The following is a 21,593-nucleotide window of genomic DNA, read 5'->3' as shown; positions in this document are numbered from 1 at the left end:
ATATGGAAAACAAGTCGATTTTAAGTTTATGGGCAATAATACTGCTATTTCAATTTTCAATTGCCCAAGAGGACAGGGGTATTTCTTGGTGGAATCCCGCAGACTCCGATTCGTGGAGTGTTGAAGGGAAGGCGTGGCCGGGTCAGGGGGGCTCTACCTATTACCGATTACCAAAGCAGGCCGAAGGAATTGTCCGAGCGGCGGTGTGGAACTTGTCCAAACATTCGGCAGGGCTATCCCTAAGGTTTAGGAGTGATGCAAAATCGATTAGTGTACGCTACAGGGTAAAAGGGAATCATGCCATGCCGCATATGCCGGCTACCGGAGTTAGTGGGGTAGATCTTTATGCCAAGACCAGTGATGGCGATTGGCAATGGTATAGGGGGAAATATACCTTTGCCGATACCATACAATATCGCTATTCCAACATCGACCCGAAAGAGCAATACCACGATAGGGGAAGGGAGTATCAGTTGTACCTTCCATTGTACAATGAGGTGGAGTGGCTGGAAATCGGAATACCGAAGGACGCTGTTTTGGAGCCTCTGCCAACAAGGTTGGAGAAACCCGTAGTAGTGTATGGCACTTCCATAGCCCAAGGCGCATGCGCCTCACGCCCGGGAATGGCATGGACCTCCATTTTGAGTAGAAAATTAGATAGGCCACTTATTAATTTAGCATTTTCAGGGAATGGTAGACTGGAAAAAGAGGTAATCGACTTTATTGCCGAAATAGATGCAAAAATCTATGTTTTGGATTGTCTTCCCAATTTGGTCGCTACTAAAAATCGTTCACTTGAAGACGTAAGGAAACTTATTATTTCCAGTATTAATCAGATAAGGACAAAGCGTCCGGATACGCCAATTTTGTTGGTGGAACACGATGGTTATTCCGATGGTGCCGTGGATGCCGAACGTCTTAAAAACTATACCGACTTAAATAGAATAGCTAAGGAAGCATTTGGGCAATTGGAGACCGATGGAGTTAGAGATATACATTTATTGACCAAGGAAGAGTTGAGCCTGTCCATGGAAAGTTTTGTAGATGGCACCCATCCCACGGATTTGGGTATGACGGAATATGCCGTGGCCTATGAGAAGGAAATTCGTAAAATAATAAAGGAACCGGTTGGAACCACGTCCACAACAATTCCGGTTACCCAGGCTAGGGAGCCCAGAATGTATCACTGGGAAGGCCGGCATCAGGAATTGTTAAAAATGAATAAGGAAAGTGCCCCTAAAATATGTTTTTTCGGAAATAGTATCACCCATTATTGGGGCGGTACACCAAAAGCAAATCTAAGCACTGGAGCCGATTCCTGGAAGGCAAATTTGGACAAATTGCAGGTCCGTAATTTTGGTTTCGGGTGGGATAGGGTTGAGAACGTACTATGGAGAATATATCACGATGAACTGGATGGTTTTGATGCCCAGCAAATTGTGCTGATGATCGGAACCAATAATGAACATCTGAATACCGATGAAGAGATATTGGAGGGATTGGAATTGGTGATCAATGCCATTAAGGAAAGACAACCCAAGGCTAGACTATTGTTGTTAGGTCTGTTTCCAAGGGTTGACAAGGAGGAGCGAATGCGGAATTTAAACATAAGGATAGCTTCATTGGCAACTTCTAAAAATGTGGATTATGCCGATATTGGAGTAGCGCTTTTGGGTAAGGACCAGAAAATTGATGTCGCTCTTTTTTCGGATGGATTGCACCCAAACGCAAAAGGATACCGTAAATTGGGCAAGATATTAAAGCAAACTTTGGGGAAGAATGCGAATTAGGCCTTTAATAACCACTATCACCCTACTGCTAGGTGTTATACTATTATCCTGTAATATGAAGTCGGACAAAGGATTTCAAAATGCTGCTATGGGAAATTCCGAAGATAAAATTGATCATTCCATACCTAAGAAGCCAATTATGGGATGGGCAAGTTGGAACAATTATAGGGTAAATATTAATGAGGAAATTATAAGGTCTCAGGCAGATGCCATGGTGGCCTCGGGCTTAAAGGCTGCCGGCTATTCCTTTATTAATATAGACGATGGCTTTTATGGGGGACGGGATGAAAATGGCAATCTCCTGGTCCATAAAGGACGCTTTCCTGCTGGGATGAAATCCTTGGCGGAGTATATCCATGCAAAAGGCCTTAAGGCCGGAATCTATTCCGATGCTGGAATCAATACCTGTGCATCTTATTGGGACAAGGACACCATTGGTTCCGGGATGGGGCTTTATGGGCACGACAGAAAAGACTTGAGCTTATTTTTAAAGGAATGGAAGTATGATTTTATTAAAGTGGATTGGTGTGGTGGACAATGGTTGGGATTGGATGAGGAAACCAGATACTCTGAGATAGGGAAATTGGTAAAGGCTATTAATCCAGACGTAGTATATAATGTCTGTAGATGGAAGTTTCCTGGGAAATGGGTAACCCAAGTTGCGGATTCATGGAGAATCTCCGGGGATATCAGCAACAGGTTTGAATCTATTTTAAGGATTATAGATCTAAATGCCGATTTGTGGATGTATAGTTCTGCCGGACATTATAATGATATGGATATGCTGCAAGTAGGGCGCGGAATGACGCTGGAGGAAGATAGGACTCATTTTTCCATGTGGTGCCTAATGCACTCCCCACTTTTACTGGGCAATGATTTAACTAAAATTTCCAAAGAAACATTGGATTTGGTCAGTAATAGCGAAATGATAGCAATCCACCAAAGTGACTATGTGTACCAGGCGAGACGTTTGGTTGACTATGGAGAGATGGAGGTTTGGGCCAAACCGCTAACAGATTCAATGAGTGGTGATGTTGTGGTTGGCTTACTTAACCGATCGGATAAACAGGATTTTATTACTGTTAACCTTTCGGATATTGGTATTGATGCCTCGGAAGGATATACTATTCGGGATATTTGGGCAGCTAAAAACTATGAAACCTCCAAAAGTCTAACTATTCGTATGGAGGTCCCTTCCCACGGGATTGTGGTGCTCAGGATTAAAGGCAAGGCCAAGCCCTTTAATGTTTTTCAATTCAATGACAAGAATAGTTGATGAAATTATAAGGGTCGGGCTACCATGATTCCCGTATTGCTCTTAATTCCTTTTAGGTAAGCGGCCAAGGGCTGTTTGGATACTTCTACCGCCATAGATCCGGTAGAAGCATGCAATAAATGTATTCTCCCATCGGATTCCCTAGTAGCTATTCCCGTGTGTGTAATATCTAGCCCTTTTATAGAAGTGGTAAGGGCAATTATATCACCAGATTGAATTAGATGTTCATTTGCTTTTATATTGTCCTGCGGAAGGATACAGATGGATTGCATTTTTAAAAATTCCTCTGAGGCCTTAATTTTGTCAAAGTTGTCAGCATCTTTTAGAAATGGATAAAGTTCCCTGTGCGTACTCATAAAATTGATGGCCTTACTACTTTCCACACCACCTATTTCGGAGGTCATATCCCTTAAAAGACCTTTTTTCTCATTGTTGGCGATCCATTCCGAAAAATAATGAAGCCTTGATGCATAGCCGTTGAGTTTGCCATCCTTATACCGAATGGTTTCTAAATAATTGAGGTAGGAATTGAAGTCCGTTTTATGATTTTTTACCATTAGGCTAAAGGCCAAAACGTTCTCTACAAAGGTGGTGCAATCCAACCCATGCAAATTGACAACCAAAGATTCCGTCTCCCCAATTTCCAAGGTTTTGGCTACATACGGAATCCCGATAAACGTTTTACCAATAGCTACAACAGTGGCCCCAATGTCATGTTTATCCAACTCTGAAATTGCCATAATCTTGGAATTGAAGGCTTCTTTGTCCTTTGGGGAGCATATTAAATTTTGTGCAGATCCATGAGGGATAATGCATAGGAGAAAGAGAAATAGGAAGGAATATTTCATTTTAAGTAATAGTTTAATTATAGTTCTATATCTTTTTGTATTTAAAATAATTAAGTACAATTGTTTTAACAAATTGTTCTCAACGGTTTAAATATTTTGTACTGCCAAGTATACAATTTTTGGTAATCCTTGATGCATAATTAATATCCTTGTATAAAATTCATCAAATAAATAATTTATAAATCAGCTTTAGCTCGTCTTCTTGCGCATTTCATTGGGAACACAATAGGCATTTATACAGATTCTGACAATATGTTATAATCTACTGGTTAGATAGCCTTACAACTAATGGATAAATCCGGTATATGTTGAAGGGTTGTTCACAATGGCACGTTGTCTATCTTTTAAATTATACTCTTCGGTAGTTAACTGTAATACTTCTTCTTCTGTATTAATGTCAGCTATGTTAAAACCCTTGTTGATATAATAGGGTTCGGACTGAACTCGGTTAGTATTTTTGAACACTAACATATACATTTTTAAGTTATTACTATAGTTATCTTTATCTCTTACTTTAAAGAAATATGCATGATGCCCCATAGTGGGATAATACATTTTTAGGTCCTTAACAAATGTTATGGCATGTTGCTCAGGGTTTAATTCCAAATTCTTATAAAGGATAGATTCGGCAATATCCTGTTGGTTTCTGTATTGGGAAGGGAAAAAATTACTTTTCCCAATACGCTTTAATTTTTCAAACAGCAGTAAGCGGGTTTCTGGATTTTCGGCCAGGGATATTATTAAACTTTTCGGTATTTTATTTTCTCCGCCAAACGGATTTTCTTCGTTTTTTAACAGAAGGGCAATGTAGGAAGATTGTATTTGTGGGTCGTTGACCGTGGATAGACGGTTAAAAAACATGGCTACCTCTGTTTCTTTTATGAAAGGGTAGAGCAACACGGCATAATTTTCAAGAATGTCATAATTATTATCTCGGGGACTTATTGTGGACTCCTCGTTCAATAGGTCCATCGAAAGACTTAGTTGTCTTTTCAATTGGATCTTGGCATCATTTAAAATCTGATTTTTGTATTTCTTGTAGCTCTTTGGTTTTATAAATCCGCGTGCCTTAAGCTTGGCAAGCATTGAGAAAATAGGCGATTTATATTCTTCTATGGCACTATAGTCTAGGATTTCGGGAAACAAAAGGTTGGCAAGGGGTAGACTGTCCAGATAGGGTTGGAATATATTTTGGATCTCCTGCTTGCTCGATACCAAAGGCAAATCGGTCGACATAAGTCGCAAGAGCAGCTCTAACGAGCTTTCATCTTGTTTTTTGCTGATGGCTTGTAGTATTTTCGTTTGTGCCTTGGAGTTGTTGTAGGATCTGGTATAGTAGCTCTCAAAGAATCTTGTGGCATCGATGTCTGGCATTTCTGCCAATTTTTGGATTAAATAAGCCTGGAGATATTTCTGATTGTCCTTAAAGTCGAACTCCGATATATAGTATTTAAGGGAATCCGAGTGCTTTTTGTTAAATTTCAGAAATGCAAATCCATCGTGGACTATACTGTCGTTCTGTCTAATGGCCTTAAAGAAGGCTGAAGTTTTATCGCTTAAAATGGATGAACCGATAAGGGTATCGTTGGGTTCAAAATTGTTAAAGAAATCCGTGACGAATTTGCTGGGGGTTATAACGGTATCTATTAATGCTTTTACTTCGTATAGAAGCCCTCCCTTTACTATATTCTTTATCATTATTCCCCTAGTACTGGCGGTGTCTGTCAGGGTTAGGTTAATTTCATGATATTTTTCGTTGTATTTCGGGCGGTCTTCCCGAATTATATTAAAGGTATTTTGGCGGTACAATTTTCTCCTAAGTTGCCAGACCGAGTCTATATTGGGAAACATTAGAAAATCATGGGCCTTATTGACCGTTACCAAGATGGCCTCGTTATTCTTATTCTGATAGACAGATTTCTTAGTATAGGCGCTATAAGGTTTGGGCTTTTTATGGCGTTCGTAGTAGTTATTGCTATTCTCTACAAATTTTGGGGGGTCAATGGGGCTGATTGTCGAGAAGAATAGAGCTGTATCCAGGACTTTTTTGAACTCTTCGGTATATTTTGGTTGCTTGATCTTAAAAGAATCGAAAAATTGCTTTGCGTCAGTGCTATCATTGGTTAAACTGCCAAGGAGATAGTAGTTATTTTCCTGTATAATGGTCTTTAAATAGAGCTTTTGCAATCCTTTTGGACCAAACTTGGCAGAAGAGGTCAAACTTTGGCCATCAAAAGGGTGATATTCCGGTTTCAGTTTAAGATCTTGATAAAATCGGGATTGAATTTGTTTTAGCTCAAAGGTGTCTGCCTCAATAAAATTGAAATCATTGAGAGTGGCCTTTTTTAGAAAGTTGTAGGAGGGGGTATCTGAATGCACTCCTTCAATAAATCGATTGCCCTTTCTATTGCGATTTGTGAAATTGTAAATAGTAGGCATTTCAATCTCGAAGTCATCGAAATCCGAAAAAAGTACCGTTCGTTTTTTTTCTAATGCTTTGAAGCTGATGCTGTTAAAAATGGTATCCGAATGTTTTACAACATAATCCCCTTGGCCGCTCATTTTAAACATAAGGATTTCCAGTGGGGTAATGTAAATGTGATACCGTTGAAAATCGCCGTTTTTCAGTTGATTTTTTATATCCAATCCAGGGTATATCCCGTTTTCTATTTTTCTCTTTTCCAGGATCTTTCCAGGAATGTTCTCAAACAGCAGTTTGTCAACATCGTCCAAGGAGAAGGTGTAATCCTTTTTTAGATGGGAAAACGTGGGAATACGGTTCACCATAAGATAGCTTCCGTTGGCCAAATCGGGGGAGATGTAAGTGGTATTGGTGTATTCGGCTATGGGATATAGCTGGTTGGGCAAAAGAATGGTAAAAAGTCCATCATCAGGAGTCCTGCTACCATATTCATTGCTGAGGATTTTGGTTTCCAATGAATCCTTTAAGGCTCGTCCTTTTGAGGAAAACCTGGAGGTAAGGGGCTTAACCTGGTACCCCATATTTCTTAGCAAGTGTATTACACCTTTTTTTCCCGGGAGGTGGGCGGCCCCAATCCCTGCAAATACTTTTGCCGTATGCATTAGGGAATCCAACCGTCTTGCCATATTCTTGTTTCGGGCATAGAGCATGTTCTGCAAATAATATTCGGTATACATTGCTTGGTCAAGGGAGTCAATAAGATTTATATTGCGTTCCCTATAAGCATCCTGTAAAAGTGACATTACATCCTGGGTCTGCATCTTTTTTTGGAGCCATTCGTCAGGTTTGGGTTTCATGGCATTCATGTTGGCCCTACCCACCAAGGCACTGGATTCCTCTAAATCCTCCAAAGCTTCTATGGGTTTGGAAAACTTCTTGCCTGCTTGATAAATGTACATATCAAGATAAGTTTCTTCTTCAAAGTTTTGGGAACTTTCATTAGTTCGGTACAAGATATTGTTCACCAAACGGTCATCCAAGGATAGATAGGAAGATACTATTTCCTTGGTGGGGTTTTTAAAGGTAAAGGGGTAGATATAGAAGCCCTTAGTGACAAATCCGGTGCCATATCCTATGCCACTACTGCGTATTTTTCCATATTCCTCAAGCCAGGAATCCGGATCTGATTCCAAGGCCACAATTTCACTTTTGTACAAGGCCTCGTAAAAAACGTCGTCCAATCTGAAGGCAATTTTTTGACTTACGTGCATTGTTCCGTACAAGTAAGATGATTCCTTTAGGTTGTTTCCGGATATCTCCCAAAGAAGACTCTTTTCTTCTTGGGCAAAAATTCCATTTGATAGGATCAGTAATAGAACACCTAAGTAATAACGCATACCGCAATCCAAATTTTAGTTAAAAATGCTTCAAAAATTATTAGGAATAAAAGCTTAGTGCATAATTAACGTTTTATTTGTACTAAAACAGCACGATCCATGCCAATCTATGGCGTACACCCACTATTTTTTAGGAAAGTTGGGATTAGTGTATTCGTTAATATACAAACGTGTGTGAGGTAAGCTGTCAGGGTAATTTTCTTGTAAAAAACCAATCAGTTTTTCCCGTACAAAAACCCTTAGATCCCAGGCCGTAGGTGAATCCACGGCACTCATTAGTGCCCTAATCTCTACACTTTGGGCCTTGGCATCAGTAACCTGGAGTACATTTACATTTCCGTCCCATAAATCTGTCGAGGATAATACCCTAGTAAGTTCTTCCCTTAGTTTATCGAAGGGAACATGATAATCGGTATGAATAAATACGGTTCCCAAAATATCTGCCGATGTTTTGGTCCAATTCTGAAATGGTTTTTCAATAAAATAGGTAGTTGGGACAATGAGTCGCCTTTTGTCCCAGATTTTAATCACTACATAAGTCAGCGTTATCTCTTCTATCCTGCCCCATTCGCCCTCCACAATTACTACATCATCAAACTTAATGGGTTGGGTAAAGGCAATTTGTATTCCGGCCAGGATACTTCCTATGAGTTTCTGTGCCGAGAACCCAATGATTATACCTGCTACCCCGGCGGAAGCAAATAGACTCACTCCAATTTCCCGAATACTTTCGAAACTCATTAGGGCCGCTCCCAACGCCAATACCACCACAATTACAATAAAAATTCGCTCCAGAATGTTGAATTGGGTGTATATTTTCCTCGCCTTTAAATTGTCCGAAGTTTCTACGTCGTAATTTTTTATTATTAATTTTTTGGCAACTGCGAGGGCTACCAAAATTAGCCAAGTGATGGAAAATATAATCAGAAGATTACTGGTCTTCTTAATGATTAAACTAAAATCGTCTAGATACAATAAGGTGTGAAGTGATTTTGAGCGGATCAAAAAGGATAGGAATAGGATGAAAAGAGGCTTGCCCACTCTCTTCATGGCATCCTTTGGAATAAGGTATTTTGGATTACTACCTAATTTTCGAAGGGTAAAATAGGTGCTGATGTATAATATCGCCAAAATTACAAAGGTTCCCGCAGCGTATAATAGGGCCTGGTTGTCAACGTTTTTAAATATATTTTCCATCTAGGTCTGGCTTATGTTCAATTATTATCAGTAACATACTGAAATCTATTCAATATAAAAATTTCGAGTTGTTATAAGGCCAGTTTATCTTTCAAAAACCCTTGTGATATTTTCTTAGGGCTTCGAAATAGGCTACTTCCGCACCTATCTGGTTCAAGAAACCTCCATTTTTTGGTACATCAAAATTAATATTCTTAACGGTATAAAAAGATAAATCTTTTTTCAACATCTTTAAATTGCCCCTGTCTATTCCAGTATAGATAAACTATTTGAAGGATTTAAATTATAGTTGCTCCGCAAGTGTTATTTTTGTTGTGTACGTAAATTAATAAAAAAGGAAGAATGAAAGGAGTTTTGTTGGTAAACTTGGGTTCCCCGGATAGTCCCACACCTAAGGATGTTAAACCTTATTTGGATGAATTTTTAATGGACGAAAGAGTTATTGATGTTCCCAATTGGCTTAGGAATATTATAGTTCGCGGGATTATTCTACAAACAAGACCCAAGAAATCTGCCGAAGCCTATAAGAAGATATGGTGGGAAGAGGGATCTCCCTTGATCGTTATTTCCCAAAGATTTGCGGACAAAGTAAAAAAGCAAAGTGAAATTCCGGTGGCCTTGGGTATGCGTTATGGCAGTATGACTATTAAGAACGCTCTCGAGGAGCTGTCCGAAAAAGGGGTAGATGAGGTGCTCTTAGTTCCGCTATATCCACACTATGCAATGTCCTCTTTTGAAACCGTGGTGGTAAAGACCATGGAGGTACAAGAAGAATTTTTCCCGAAAATTAAAATTACAACACTACCCGCGTTCTATAATAACGAAGATTATATCGAAGTACTTTCAGAAAGTATTGCTGCAGGATTAAAGGACTTTGAATATGATCATATTTTATTTTCATATCACGGCATTCCAGAAAGACATATAACAAAATCCGATCCCACAAAATTTCATTGCAAGATAAATGATAGCTGCTGTAAGACCAATTCGGTGGCGCATCATACCTGTTATCGTCATCAATGTTACGAGATGACCGAAAAGGTAAAGGAGAATCTCGGTCTTTCCAATCACAAGGTAAGTCTTTCCTTTCAGTCGCGATTACCGAACGATCCTTGGTTGAAGCCTTATACCGATTTTGAATTTGAGCGTTTTGGGAAAGAGGGTATTAAGCGTTTGGCGGTAATTACTCCGGCCTTTGTTGCGGATTGTTTGGAAACCTTGGAAGAGATTGCCATGGAAGGCAAACATCAGTTCCAGGAAGCTGGAGGGGAAGATTATAAGCATATTCCCTGTCTTAACGATAACGAGGCATGGGTGAATTTAATGGTAAAGTGGATCGGGGATTGGCAGAGTAAGGAAACCCTTCCTGCGTAATGGCCAAGGTTTCCTCAGAACAGTTGGGTAGAGAACCTATAGGGAAATTGCTGGTAAAACAGGCGGTACCGGCTTCAATAGGTATTTTGGTCATGTCACTTAACGTTCTGGTCGATTCCATTTTTGTCGGTAACTGGATCGGTTCCATAGCCATTGCGGCCATCAATGTAGTACTTCCGGTTTCCTTTTTTATAGCGGCCCTTGGTATGGCCATTGGTATTGGAGGTTCCAGTATTATTTCACGTGCCTTGGGTGAAAACAATAAGGAAAAGGCCTTAAAAACCTTTGGAAATCAAATTAGCCTGACACTTCTGGTTACCATTGTTATGGTGATTTTGGGGCTGTATTATGTAAATAGCCTTATTCCGGCCTTTGGTGGCAAAGGGGATATTTTTGGACCTGCAAAGATATATTATATCATTGTGCTATACGGGGTTCCATTTTTGGCCCTATGCATGATGGGGAATACCGTAATTAGGGCGGAAGGCAAGCCTAGATTTGCCATGAATGCCATGATAATTCCCTCGGTGGGCAATCTATTAATGGATTATATCTTTATCTATGTTTTTGATTGGGGAATGGAAGGGGCAGCTTGGGCCACCACCATTGGGTATTTTCTTTGTTTTGCCTATATCCTATATTTTTTTCTTTCGAGAAATTCCGAACTTAAATTGAATTGGTCCCATTTTGGATTTGATCGTCCAATCTTAAAGGAAATTGGGGCTTTGGGTTTTGTTACCTTGTCCAGGCAGGCCGTAATAAGCTTAATTTATTTGTTGATGAACAATATCCTCTTTGGTTTGGGGGGCGAGGCTATGATTGCCGTTTATGCCATTATTGCTAGGATGCTGATGTTTGCCCTGTTCCCTGTTTTTGGGGTTACACAAGGATTTCTGCCCATTGCAGGTTTTAATTATGGTGCTAAAAAATACCAAAGGGTACGAGAATCGATCAATACTGCCATCCTCTATGCCGCTGGCCTGGCGTTTATTGTTTTTGTAGGGCTCATGATTTTTCCTGCTGAGATTGCCGCCTTGTTTTTAAGTAACCAGCCAGATATGTCGGCCTCAGAACTGGCCATGAATTCATATGTTCTGGAACACACCCCCTCTGCCATGCGCTGGGTCTTCGCTGCAACGCCCATTATAGCCGTTCAATTGATTGGTGCAGCTTATTTTCAGGCCATTGGGAAGGCGGTACCTGCGCTATTGTTGACCTTGAGTCGACAAGGCTTCTTTTTTATACCGCTCATTTTAATTTTGCCCAATTACTTGGGCGAGCTTGGGGTGTGGATTTCCTTTCCCATAGCAGATGTGCTGGCCACGATGGTAACGGGTTATTTTTTAAGGAAAGAGATTCGGGCTACTTTGGTGGAAAACTGATTAGAGGCTACGACTAAAATAACAACAATATAATAATCCGGGTTTTAATTAATTCAAAGCTTAAAAAAGGGGTTGGATTTCCTATTGCTATATCCATGAAATATTATTACGGATAACAGGAGAGCACTACACGCCAATGCCGTATATGCCAGTATTTCCAAACCGTCCCTGTGTCGAATATAGATGGCAAACAATGCCCATACCCCAACAGCCGCAAATTCACGCATGTTTCTTTTGTAAATGATGAGCAGATTTATCAAAGTGGCCACTACCATGAGCACAATGGTCCATTGCACTTCGGATAGAAACCCACCATTCCATCCTATTTTGGTGAGATAAAGGGCAATGTTGGCTATCATGGCAACCGTAATCCAACCGCTGTAAAGACATATTGGCCACCAGGAAAAGGCAATTATTTCTTTGGGGGCATCCCATCGTTCCATATTGGTATTGATAATGATTTTAAGTAAGGCGATCAAAATACCCACCATAATAATAACGGTTAAGCCCATATATTCATAGGCAAAGGTTATCACCCACAGCCCATTCAAAACATTGGCAAGGGCAAACCAATATCCGGTTTGTTCAATGTGTGCAAGTTCTTTCTTATCAAAAAAAACAACTTTAATTTGAAATAGGGCATAGGCCAATAAGCCTAAAAAGATTAGGCCCCAAATGGCAAATGCATAGCTGGCAGGGGTGAAGAGATTGGTATACCGTTGGCTTAATGCACCTATGGTGATATCGTTTATGCGGACAGCTTGTGACATATAATTTACGGCAATGACCATAATCACCGAGAGTAGGTTTGTTATGGATAATTTCTTTTGCATTTCCTCAAGTTACGCAACTTTTGCAGGTAATAAAATCCTATTGCTCTAAAAATTAATCTCAATTTAATCGTAGCAAAGACGGAGCACATTTTTGGAAAGTGAATGAAATTGGGATATTTATTACTTGGCGTTGACCCTTGTATTAGGGCCATAAATCAGTATGGATACCAAAGATTAGTTTTTCAGAAATCCGTCTACTATCTTTACGGATACAATAGACATTGTATGACCGACTATTACAATTATATTAAAGCCCTTCACCTCATTTTTGTTGTTACTTGGTTTGCGGGATTGTTCTATATCCCCCGTTTATTTATCTATCATATTGAGGCCGATCAAAAACCCCCGCCAGAGAGGGAAATCCTTACCCACCAACTAAAGTTGATGACCAAGAGATTGTGGTTTATTATTACCTGGCCTTCGGCCTTTTTAGCTACTTTTTTCGCTATTTGGTTGTTGATCTTGTATCCCGCCTGGTTGCAACAGCCGTGGATGCACATTAAACTTGCCTTTGTGGTTTTGTTAATTGCCTATCATCTAAAAAATCATCAAATATTTAAACAGTTGCAAAGGGATGAGGTGAAATACACATCAAAATTTATGCGCATATGGAACGAAGGGGCTACCTTAATTCTTTTTGCAGTGGTATTTTTGGTGATTTTAAAAGGGACCTTTAATTGGATTTTTGGTGTTGTCGGCATCATTGTACTGGGAGTGCTTTTAATGTTGGGGATAAGGCTCTACAAGCGGATCCGCGAAAAAAATCCAGAGGCTTAAGTGCCATTTCGCTTTAAATCGATATCCTTTTTGGCGTGATAATTGTTAACTTTAAGATTTAAAATAGATTTCAGTTGTTGAGAAACATTTCTTTGCGTTCCCGAATTTTTATCTCCATGATTTTTTGGGTGGTGATTGCGTTTGTTTTAATTGCATCGGTGACCATTTACCAATACAGTGAGCAAAACAGGGATTACCATGCCGAACGTATGGAACGTAAGGAGGAGCAGATAAAACAGAGTATAGATCTAGTACTACAAAAAACCACCTATCCCGTAACTACGGAAAATTTGGGCAATATATTTCGCGATGAAATATATGAGATCGCCTTGGTGCAGAATATAAATTTTAATATTTATGATCTTCAGGGCCAGTTGATTAAAAGTTCCAGACCCAAGTTCGAAGTAGATTCCATTTCTACCTGTTTGGATGCGGAGGTGTTGAACAACTTGGCTGCCACGCCCACCAAAAGGTACGTGGAACAAAAATCGGCCGCAGGCTATAATTACCAAGCATCCTATACCTATATCGATGACAAAAGGTTTAAACATGTTGGGATTTTAAACCTACCTTATTTTGAAGACAATTCCTTTAATGATAAGGAATTAAAGGAAATACTATTAAGGCTAACAGGAGCATATTTGTTGTTGATGCTCTTGGCCATTGGCCTTGCCTATTTTATTTCCAAATATATTACCAGGTCTTTGCAAACCATTTCGGACAGATTAAATCAGACCGATCTAACTAAACGGAACGAAAAGATTATTGTGGAGAATCCAAGTGAGGAAATTGGGAAATTGATTACCTCCTATAACGAAATGATAGATGAGCTGGAAATAAGTGCTGCAAAATTGGCCAAAGGGGAAAGGGAGCAGGCCTGGCGGGAAATGGCCAAGCAGGTGGCCCATGAAATCAAAAATCCGCTTACGCCCATGCGTTTAAGTGTGCAGAATTTTGAGCGCAAGTTCGATCCTAATGACCCGGACATTACAAAAAAGGTTTCGGAATATTCAAAAACATTGATTCAGCAGATTGATACAATGAGTAGTATCGCCTCTGCATTTTCTAACTTTGCCAATATGCCGGCCCAGCAGAACGAGACCTTAAATGTAGTGAAGATCGTAAAAATGGCGGTGGATATTTTTGATGAGAACTATATTCATTTTTCCTCGGACGAAGAAGAAATAATAGCCAAATTGGATCGGACACAATTAATAAGGGTAGTTACCAATCTAGTAAAAAATGCCACTCAGGCTATTGTAAATGTTGATGCTCCCAATGTTTTGGTTACTGTCACCAAAGACGGGGATTTTGTGAAGTTGACTGTAGAGGATAATGGTATGGGAATTTCAATGGAATCAAAGGACAAGGTGTTCGAACCTAAGTTCACCACCAAAACTAGCGGCATGGGACTTGGCCTTGGGATGGTCAAAAATATTGTGGAAACCTATAAAGGAACCATCAACTTTACTTCCGAACCTAATAAAGGCACTGTTTTTACCATTCGATTTCCTATTGCATAGGCTCAAGAAATAGATTGGCATGATCGGAAAATATAGTCAGTACTGAATATGTAAACATTATCAGGGAAATTTAAATTTATATAAATGCAATTCAAAAATTTACTTATTACTTCAGAAGGAAACACGGCCATTATCACAATAGATAGGCCAACCAAATTAAATGCACTTAACAAGGCAACCATTGAAGAGTTGCACTACGCATTTAAGGATTTGGAGAAAGATAAAAATGTAAAGGTCATCATTTTAACAGGCAGTGGAGAAAAGGCGTTCGTGGCAGGGGCCGATATTTCCGAGTTTGCCAATTTTTCTGAGAAGGAAGGTGGGAAACTGGCATCAAAAGGTCACAAACAATTGTTCGATTTTGTAGAAAACCTATCCACCCCGGTTATAGCCGCTGTTAACGGATTTGCCTTGGGGGGTGGCTTGGAATTGGCCATGGCCTGTCATTTTAGGGTAGCCAGCCATAATGCCAGGATGGGACTTCCAGAAGTTTCCTTGGGGGTTATACCAGGATATGGGGGTACACAGAGACTACCGCAGCTTATCGGTAGGGGCAGGGCCATGGAAATGATCCTAACCGCTAGCATGATCGATGCCGCCAAAGCATTGGAGTTTGGTTTGGTGAACTATGTGGTTGAACAGGAACATCTTATGGACCTTTGTATGAAATTTGCTGGTAAGATATCGAATAATTCACCGGTAGCGATTAGTTATGCAATAAAAGCGGTAAATGCTGGTTTTAACAATAGTATTAACGGGTTCAAAGCGGAAATAGAGGCTTTTGGCAGTTGTTTTGGTACTTCGGATTTTAAGGAAGGTACCACTGCTTTTTTGGAAAAAAGAAAGGCCAATTTTCCAGGTGCTTAGAAGGAAGCCCTAAATAGTTTGTTATGAAAATCGGGAAAAATCTTGGGTTGCCATTTTTGTTTTTTTGTTTTTTCTTCATTGCCCAAGGGCAGGAGTTGCCAGTAAAATATAGCTTTGGAGATAAATATAACGATAGGTATAAATATTCCAACCTATTGGAAATTTCAGATGACGGAATGGGAGGTTCTATTTTGGTGCGTTCCTATTACACGGGAATAATCTTAAAGCCCAGGGGATATTATATTGAACGTTACAATAAGGATTTAGAGCTGGTAAGTGAATATAATTACAAACTAAAGGACCTTGATTTTGTAAATGCCTTTGTTAAGAACGGACAACTCAATATATTGTTGTTGGAATACAATGCGGGTAAGGGGTCTTATGATTATGTGGTACATAGAAGTCCTTTGGACAATTTTAATTTTACCGTGGAGACTATTCTTTCCATTCCCTCCCAACAGGTAAACGAGCCCTTGGACCATAATTACTACAAGAGGAATTTTTCATCAGGTTTTACTACCACTGCTTTTCTTAATGAAGATAAGTCGGCTTTTGCCATTAGTACCCACTTTAAAAAGGGTAGGGATGAAAAACACTTTGTCTATCTCTTTAACAGTAGTTTGAACAAACTTATTGAATACGATTTTTCTGCGGAAATAGAGGAAAAAAATTATGCTTTTGAAAACATGGTTACTTCAAAAGACCTGAACCAAGTATATCTGGTAGGTAAGGCTTATTATAAAAAGAAGCGCTTCGCGGCTACGGAACGCAAATTTCAATACGAATTACTAAAGGTAGCGAAGAACGAGGCTATTACACAGACTTTTGATGATCCTGGCAAATTTTCTGAAGCCCTAAAACCCATTATTATCAATGGTAAATTGGTATGTGTTGGATTTTATGCGGACAGAAAGGACAATAGATATAATGGTTTGGCCTATTTTGAACTAGACAAGAACTCCCTAGGGATCACGGTTAAAAAATACAATCCGTTCTCACAACAATTTATGGCGGACAAGTTTGGAAGGGAAGACGATATAGAGATTAAGAATTTAGTCTTCAAAGATGTTAGTGTCACCAAGGATAATTCCATTCTTTTTAATGCCGAGGAATATTTTGTTACCTCCAGTGTCCAGCAAGATCCAACCGGTTCCAGGGTAAAGATTGAAAGGTTTCATTACAACGATATTGTCAGTGCCAAATTAAGTGCTGAAGGAGATATCATCTGGGCTAGGAACATTAACAAATCCGAGGTGACCCAGGGGGATGGAGCATATGCCTCCTATAGCTCCTGTGGCAATGGCGAAAACACCTATTACTTGATAAGCACGGCTTCGGAAAACCCGCAGTTGCTGAGCGGTGAGCGGTTGATTTTTAGACAGGGCTTAAGTCGCAACAGAAATGTGTTTATGATACAGTTGGACAAGGATGGGAAGATAAGCTATGAAAAAGTGATAGATGACCATGAGGCACGACTTCCGTTAATGGTTTCCATGCCACTAATAGACAAAGAAAACAGCAATATGCTTTATTACGCCAAAAGGGGATCTAAAAAGCAATTGGTCAAAGTTGAAATTACCGACCCAGGTAGATAGATGCTTTTCTGTTGACCAATTTTAGCAATGGCTTAGAAAAGTCCGTTATTTAACAGCTTTAAGTTTACGTGTAATGGAAATAATCCATAAATTTGGATTAAATCCATTATTTTGCACGAGAAGAATTTTATAAAGGGTAGAGGTGCCCAGAAGAATACAGACAATAGGTTTGCCGAATTTTCCAATGAATTAAGGGATGATTTTTTGGAATTTTGTCGCCTCGAAGGGGAAATATCGGACCATAATAAGACACAGTACCTACCCATTTTTCCTAAAACCGTAGTGAACAAGGTAAATAGTCCCGATGTGGGCATGAACTATTCCATGAATCCATACCAGGGTTGTGAACACGGTTGTATCTATTGTTATGCCCGGAATTCACACGAATATTGGGGGTATAGCGCCGGACTAGATTTTGAACGAAAAATTTTGGTCAAGAAGGATGCTCCTGCCTTATTGGAAGCCAAATTGAAAAGCAAAAAATGGAAGGCTGCTACCATTGTACTATCTGGGAATACGGATTGTTATCAACCAGCGGAACAGCAATTTAAGATTACAAGGGCCTGTTTGGAAGTGTTTTTAAAATACCGTCACCCTGTGGGGATAATTACCAAGAATGTTTTGGTTCTAAGGGATCTCGATATCCTGCACCAATTGGCGGAAGAGAATTTGATAGGGTTAAACATTTCCGTAACCTCTTTATCGGAAGATACCAGGCGCATCTTGGAGCCAAGGACGGCCACGATTAAAAAGAGAATGGAGGCCATTCGCATCTTGTCCGAGAATAATATTCCTGTCAATGCCATGTTGGCTCCCATAATTCCTGGGATAAACAGTCATGAAATACTTAATTTGGCCAAGGCCGTATCAGATGCAGGGGCTCTTTCCTTTGGGTTCACCGTGGTAAGGTTGAACGGGGCCATTGGCCAAATCTTTGAGGATTGGATAAAAAAGACCCTGCCAGACCGGGCCAATAAAGTATTGCAGCAGATAGCGGATTGCCATGGGGGAACTTTAAATGACAGTCGCTTTGGTATCCGCAACAGGGGCGAGGGTAAAATAGCCCAACAAATTAAGGATATGGCCCAATTGGCACGCCAAAAGTATTTTAGGGACAAAACCTTTCCAGAACTTAATACGAGCTTGTACGAGGAATATAAGGATGGCCAGTTAAAGTTATTTTAGCGCGAGTTTAAAATAAAAATAATTGCAAGACATTAATTTCGTGTAAATTAAAAAATGGCTATTGTCCCCTCGACCGGAGTCGAGAGGTATTTTTGACAGTTATATCTTTAAATTGAGGTCTCTCCCGATAACCATCGGGATGCGCCTGCCTGGCGGTAGCTAGGCTCGACCGGAGAAAATTATCATAAATAACTCATTAACAATTAAATATAATTAGAACTCACGTTATTTTAACACATGGTTTTTAATATTCTTGGAGGAAGTATTGAAAACAAGCTTGGGTATAGTGTTCAGTCAAGCCTAAACCTACGGGTAATTTAATTATATCGAAGAGAATTTACGCTGCATATTAGGCATTGCCGTTCCATTCCTTGTAGAATTGCTCCAAAAATTCCAACATAAATTGATGCCTTTTTTCGGCCAGTTTTTTACCAGATTCCGTATTCATTTTGTCTTTTAGGAGCAGTAATTTCTCATAAAAATGATTAATGGTAGGTGCCTTGGATTTTTTATATTCCTCCTTCGTCATTTTTAGGTTGGGGGCAATTTCGGGGTTATAGAGTTCCCTATTCTTAAATCCGCCATAGTTGAAGGCACGGGCTATTCCAATGGCGCCAATAGCATCTAAACGATCGGCATCCTGTACCACCTCAAGTTCTTTGGAAGTAAAACGCTTTTTTGATTCCAAACTGGATTTATAGGAGATGTTTTCGATAATTTTTACCACATGGTGTATTGTCTTTTTATCTACTTCTAAGGAAGTTAAAAATTCATAGGCCATCTTGGGACCAACGGATTCGTCTCCCCCATTAAACTTGGCATCCGCAATATCGTGTAAAAGTGATCCTAGACTAACCACAAGTACATCTACCTTTTCATCTTTTGCTATCAGCAAGGTGTTCTTAAAAACGCGTTGGATATGAAACCAATCGTGTCCACCCTCGGCTCCTTTCAGCGTTTCCTTGACGAAAGCAATGGTTTCTTCAATGATTTGGGTGTTGCTCATACAGATGGAGTTATGGCGCTGGTTATGGTAGTTTCTATGTTTTCAATAAGTACGTCCACATCTCCTGTGTTTTCCAATGGTTTATGCACGTCAAAAGTGATGTGATTCCCTATTCCGTAGGGAAATTTGCCATATCTTAACATTTTCCAGGAATTGTTGATGCTTATTGGGATTATTAGAGCGGAAGGAGCCTTTTTTAAAAGGACCTTTAATCCGGTAGTATGGAATTTTTTAGGTAGACCGGTCTTACTTCTGGTACCTTCAGGGAATATCACGGCCGAACGATTATATTTTTCAATATAAACCCCCAGTTTTGCAATTTCGGTCAATGACTGCCTACTGTCCTTTCTGTTTATGAGCACAGACCCGCCATGTCTTAAGTTATAGGATACACTGGGGATTCCTTTGCCCAATTCCATTTTACTAACAAACTTGGGATGATGATTCCGCATATACCAAATTACAGGAGGAATATCGTGCATGCTTTGATGGTTGAGCACTATAATTGCGGGTCTATCTGTCGGTATGTCCTGTGGGTTGTTAAAAGAATAACGTGTGCCCAGTACATGGGTGCATCGCAATAGGCAGAGGTTTAACAGGGCCACACTTTTTCTGTGGGCATTATAGCCAAACCAATTGAAGCAAACCCATTGAACGGGGTGGAACAGGAGCAATGTTGACCCAAATAATATGAGGTAAAGGGCCGACAAGGGAAGTGCCAATACTTTTTGCATGCTACAAAAATAAAAAACCGCTCTTTTACAAAGCGGTTTCATTCAAGAATATTTACCGAATATTAATGGGGCAAGCCCGCATTAACAAAATTCGTTGTAAGCTTCCATTAAATTTTCTGCAATTACCTCTGCAGGCCTACCTTCAATATGATGACGTTCTATCATATGAACTAGTTCCCCGTCCTTAAACAAGGCCATACTAGGCGAAGACGGTGGAAAAGGAATCATGGCATTCCTGGCAGCATTAACTGCCTCGGTATCTACACCCGCAAAAACAGTAACCAAATGATTTGGTTTTTTGGCATTCTGAAGGCTCATTTTGGCAGCAGGTCTTGCATTGGCTGCAGCACAGCCACAAACCGAATTGACTACTACCAGAGTAGTTCCTTTTTTACTTATTGCATTTTCAACCGCATCGGCCGTATATAATTCTTCAAAACCGGCAACTGCCAAGTCTTGTCTCATAGGTTTTACTAATTCCGCAGGATACATAGTATTATTTTTTATTCGATTATTAATAAAGTTTTCAAAGATAACCATTTTAGACTATCCTAACGAAATACCTTAACTTTTCATTAGACCTTCTGTTGTACCTTAAAATTATATCTTTGCCAAAATTTGGAATAAGGATGATTAAATGGTTTGCCGCAATTTTAGGATATTATGTCTTTAGATTTCCAGGGGCTATACTGGGATTTATTATTGGTAGCTTTTTCGATAATTTAAAAAGCTCTGGCGGTGGCGGAGGGCGTTCTGTTTTCAGGGATATCACCCAGCAAAATGTTTCTCCAGCCGATTTTGAGATTAATTTGCTTTCGCTTTGTTCCATTGTTATTAAAGCAGATGGTTCCGCTAGCCAGACCGAGATGGATTATGTTAGACGATATTTCGTAAGCACCTATGGGAAGGATAAGGCAAATGCTATTTTTAGGACTTTTAATGAGGTTGTTAAAAAAAGGGAAGTCTCGGCTGAGCGTATCTGCAACTACCTAAATCAAAGAACTAGATATGAAGTTAGGCTTCAATTATTACATTTTTTATTTGGCATAGCCCAGGCAGATGGAAGTTTGAGGCCGGCGGAAATAGATAAGATTTCGGAGATTGCCAGATATTTTAGGGTAAGTCGGATCGATTTTGAAAGTATTAAGGCCATGTTCGTCAAATCAGCGGATAATGCCTATAAAATTTTAGAAATTGAAAAATCTGTAACGGACGAGGAGGTTAAAAAGGCCTATAGGACCATGGCCAAAAAGTATCATCCAGATAGGGTAAATACCGAAAACGAAGCTATTAAGAAAGGGGCCGAGGAAAAGTTTAAGGAAGTTCAAAAGGCCTACGAGATTATTCAACAGGAAAGAGGTATTTAGAAGAAGCAATCAATTTAAAT

The 21,593-nt window shown here is 39.7% G+C and carries 18 protein-coding genes; 10 read left to right on the top strand and 8 right to left on the bottom strand.

Features of this window, described 5'->3' with window-relative positions:
* The first annotated feature begins 2 nt into the window (after positions 1 to 2).
* Positions 3 to 1,790, top strand: coding sequence for an SGNH/GDSL hydrolase family protein (locus MWU84_RS11215; protein ID WP_246901571.1), 1,788 nt, complete (start codon positions 3 to 5; stop codon positions 1,788 to 1,790).
* A 55-nt stretch (positions 1,791 to 1,845) separates the two neighbouring features.
* A complete protein-coding gene (locus MWU84_RS11210; protein ID WP_246901570.1) occupies positions 1,846 to 3,066 on the top strand; it encodes a glycoside hydrolase family 27 protein in 1,221 nt (406 codons plus the stop codon).
* Between the two features lie 5 nt (positions 3,067 to 3,071).
* Here MWU84_RS11210 and MWU84_RS11205 read toward each other — a convergent pair whose 3' ends face one another.
* From MWU84_RS11205 to MWU84_RS11190, 4 genes are all read right to left on the bottom strand, one after another.
* Entirely contained in the window at positions 3,072 to 3,914 is an 843-nt protein-coding gene (locus tag MWU84_RS11205; protein WP_246901569.1) for an N-acetylmuramoyl-L-alanine amidase-like domain-containing protein, read from the bottom strand.
* A 285-nt stretch (positions 3,915 to 4,199) separates the two neighbouring features.
* Positions 4,200 to 7,733, bottom strand: a complete 3,534-nt coding sequence (locus tag MWU84_RS11200) for a TraB/GumN family protein (RefSeq protein ID WP_246901568.1) — start codon at positions 7,731 to 7,733, stop codon at positions 4,200 to 4,202.
* Between the two features lie 123 nt (positions 7,734 to 7,856).
* Positions 7,857 to 8,930 carry a mechanosensitive ion channel domain-containing protein gene (locus MWU84_RS11195; RefSeq protein ID WP_246901567.1) on the bottom strand — a complete coding sequence of 358 codons (1,074 nt, stop codon included), beginning with the start codon at positions 8,928 to 8,930 and terminating at the stop codon, positions 7,857 to 7,859.
* 91 nt (positions 8,931 to 9,021) lie between these two features.
* Positions 9,022 to 9,159: a hypothetical protein gene (locus MWU84_RS11190; RefSeq protein WP_246901566.1), complete on the bottom strand. Its 138-nt coding sequence runs from the start codon at positions 9,157 to 9,159 to the stop codon at positions 9,022 to 9,024.
* A gap of 113 nt (positions 9,160 to 9,272) precedes the next feature.
* Between MWU84_RS11190 and hemH the strand changes: the two genes are divergently transcribed.
* Together hemH and MWU84_RS11180 are read left to right on the top strand one after the other, a co-directional pair.
* Positions 9,273 to 10,304, top strand: a complete 1,032-nt coding sequence (gene hemH / locus MWU84_RS11185) for a ferrochelatase (RefSeq protein ID WP_246901565.1) — start codon at positions 9,273 to 9,275, stop codon at positions 10,302 to 10,304.
* Positions 10,304 to 11,686: an MATE family efflux transporter gene (locus tag MWU84_RS11180; protein WP_246901564.1), complete on the top strand. Its 1,383-nt coding sequence runs from the start codon at positions 10,304 to 10,306 to the stop codon at positions 11,684 to 11,686. Before hemH ends, MWU84_RS11180 begins: the two co-directional genes overlap by 1 nt.
* Before the next feature lie 53 nt (positions 11,687 to 11,739).
* On the opposite strand, the gene MWU84_RS11175 is transcribed toward MWU84_RS11180, so the two are convergent.
* Positions 11,740 to 12,519, bottom strand: a complete 780-nt coding sequence (locus MWU84_RS11175) for a tryptophan-rich sensory protein (protein ID WP_246901563.1) — start codon at positions 12,517 to 12,519, stop codon at positions 11,740 to 11,742.
* A 225-nt stretch (positions 12,520 to 12,744) separates the two neighbouring features.
* Between MWU84_RS11175 and MWU84_RS11170 the strand changes: the two genes are divergently transcribed.
* From MWU84_RS11170 to MWU84_RS11150, 5 genes are all read left to right on the top strand, one after another.
* Positions 12,745 to 13,296 (top strand): CopD family protein, encoded by a 552-nt coding sequence (locus tag MWU84_RS11170; protein WP_246901562.1) that lies wholly within the window; start codon positions 12,745 to 12,747, stop codon positions 13,294 to 13,296.
* Between the two features lie 116 nt (positions 13,297 to 13,412).
* Positions 13,413 to 14,819 (top strand): ATP-binding protein, encoded by a 1,407-nt coding sequence (locus tag MWU84_RS11165; RefSeq protein WP_246901623.1) that lies wholly within the window; start codon positions 13,413 to 13,415, stop codon positions 14,817 to 14,819.
* An 84-nt stretch (positions 14,820 to 14,903) separates the two neighbouring features.
* Positions 14,904 to 15,686 carry an enoyl-CoA hydratase-related protein gene (locus MWU84_RS11160; RefSeq protein ID WP_246901561.1) on the top strand — a complete coding sequence of 261 codons (783 nt, stop codon included), beginning with the start codon at positions 14,904 to 14,906 and terminating at the stop codon, positions 15,684 to 15,686.
* Positions 15,687 to 15,709: 23 nt separating this feature from the next.
* Entirely contained in the window at positions 15,710 to 17,281 is a 1,572-nt protein-coding gene (locus MWU84_RS11155; RefSeq protein ID WP_246901560.1) for a hypothetical protein, read from the top strand.
* Positions 17,282 to 17,392: 111 nt separating this feature from the next.
* Entirely contained in the window at positions 17,393 to 18,466 is a 1,074-nt protein-coding gene (locus MWU84_RS11150) for a PA0069 family radical SAM protein (protein WP_246901559.1), read from the top strand.
* A 349-nt stretch (positions 18,467 to 18,815) separates the two neighbouring features.
* On the opposite strand, the gene MWU84_RS11145 is transcribed toward MWU84_RS11150, so the two are convergent.
* From MWU84_RS11145 to MWU84_RS11135, 3 genes are all read right to left on the bottom strand, one after another.
* Positions 18,816 to 19,472: an HD domain-containing protein gene (locus MWU84_RS11145; RefSeq protein ID WP_246901558.1), complete on the bottom strand. Its 657-nt coding sequence runs from the start codon at positions 19,470 to 19,472 to the stop codon at positions 18,816 to 18,818.
* Positions 19,469 to 20,206 carry a lysophospholipid acyltransferase family protein gene (locus MWU84_RS11140; RefSeq protein ID WP_246901557.1) on the bottom strand — a complete coding sequence of 246 codons (738 nt, stop codon included), beginning with the start codon at positions 20,204 to 20,206 and terminating at the stop codon, positions 19,469 to 19,471. The genes MWU84_RS11145 and MWU84_RS11140 overlap by 4 nt, the downstream gene beginning before the upstream one ends.
* Before the next feature lie 81 nt (positions 20,207 to 20,287).
* The gene (locus MWU84_RS11135) at positions 20,288 to 20,698 is read right to left on the bottom strand and encodes a BrxA/BrxB family bacilliredoxin (protein WP_246901556.1); all 411 of its coding nucleotides are present in this window, start codon (positions 20,696 to 20,698) and stop codon (positions 20,288 to 20,290) included.
* Positions 20,699 to 20,835: 137 nt separating this feature from the next.
* Here MWU84_RS11135 and MWU84_RS11130 point away from each other — a divergent pair, with 137 nt between their 5' ends.
* Positions 20,836 to 21,573: a TerB family tellurite resistance protein gene (locus MWU84_RS11130; RefSeq protein WP_246901555.1), complete on the top strand. Its 738-nt coding sequence runs from the start codon at positions 20,836 to 20,838 to the stop codon at positions 21,571 to 21,573.
* The last annotated feature ends 20 nt before the right edge of the window (positions 21,574 to 21,593 follow it).

The organism is Arenibacter sp. F20364 (genome assembly GCF_023015905.1).
In the GTDB taxonomy this organism is placed as follows: Bacteria; Bacteroidota; Bacteroidia; order Flavobacteriales; family Flavobacteriaceae; genus Arenibacter.
This window is presented reverse-complemented; position numbering and strand designations above follow the sequence as displayed.

Coding starts and splice junctions, on each gene's coding strand:
- MWU84_RS11200 (WP_246901568.1), bottom strand. CDS start 7,733: ATGCGTTATTACTTAGGTGTTCTATTACTGATCCTATCAAATGGAATT.
- MWU84_RS11215 (WP_246901571.1), top strand. CDS start 3: ATGGAAAACAAGTCGATTTTAAGTTTATGGGCAATAATACTGCTATTT.
- MWU84_RS11135 (WP_246901556.1), bottom strand. CDS start 20,698: ATGTATCCTGCGGAATTAGTAAAACCTATGAGACAAGACTTGGCAGTT.
- MWU84_RS11205 (WP_246901569.1), bottom strand. CDS start 3,914: ATGAAATATTCCTTCCTATTTCTCTTTCTCCTATGCATTATCCCTCAT.
- MWU84_RS11140 (WP_246901557.1), bottom strand. CDS start 20,206: ATGCAAAAAGTATTGGCACTTCCCTTGTCGGCCCTTTACCTCATATTA.
- MWU84_RS11155 (WP_246901560.1), top strand. CDS start 15,710: ATGAAAATCGGGAAAAATCTTGGGTTGCCATTTTTGTTTTTTTGTTTT.
- MWU84_RS11190 (WP_246901566.1), bottom strand. CDS start 9,159: ATGTTGAAAAAAGATTTATCTTTTTATACCGTTAAGAATATTAATTTT.
- MWU84_RS11165 (WP_246901623.1), top strand. CDS start 13,413: ATGATTTTTTGGGTGGTGATTGCGTTTGTTTTAATTGCATCGGTGACC.
- MWU84_RS11160 (WP_246901561.1), top strand. CDS start 14,904: ATGCAATTCAAAAATTTACTTATTACTTCAGAAGGAAACACGGCCATT.
- MWU84_RS11145 (WP_246901558.1), bottom strand. CDS start 19,472: ATGAGCAACACCCAAATCATTGAAGAAACCATTGCTTTCGTCAAGGAA.
- MWU84_RS11210 (WP_246901570.1), top strand. CDS start 1,846: ATGAAGTCGGACAAAGGATTTCAAAATGCTGCTATGGGAAATTCCGAA.
- MWU84_RS11180 (WP_246901564.1), top strand. CDS start 10,304: ATGGCCAAGGTTTCCTCAGAACAGTTGGGTAGAGAACCTATAGGGAAA.
- hemH (WP_246901565.1), top strand. CDS start 9,273: ATGAAAGGAGTTTTGTTGGTAAACTTGGGTTCCCCGGATAGTCCCACA.
- MWU84_RS11130 (WP_246901555.1), top strand. CDS start 20,836: ATGATTAAATGGTTTGCCGCAATTTTAGGATATTATGTCTTTAGATTT.
- MWU84_RS11175 (WP_246901563.1), bottom strand. CDS start 12,519: ATGCAAAAGAAATTATCCATAACAAACCTACTCTCGGTGATTATGGTC.
- MWU84_RS11170 (WP_246901562.1), top strand. CDS start 12,745: ATGACCGACTATTACAATTATATTAAAGCCCTTCACCTCATTTTTGTT.
- MWU84_RS11195 (WP_246901567.1), bottom strand. CDS start 8,930: ATGGAAAATATATTTAAAAACGTTGACAACCAGGCCCTATTATACGCT.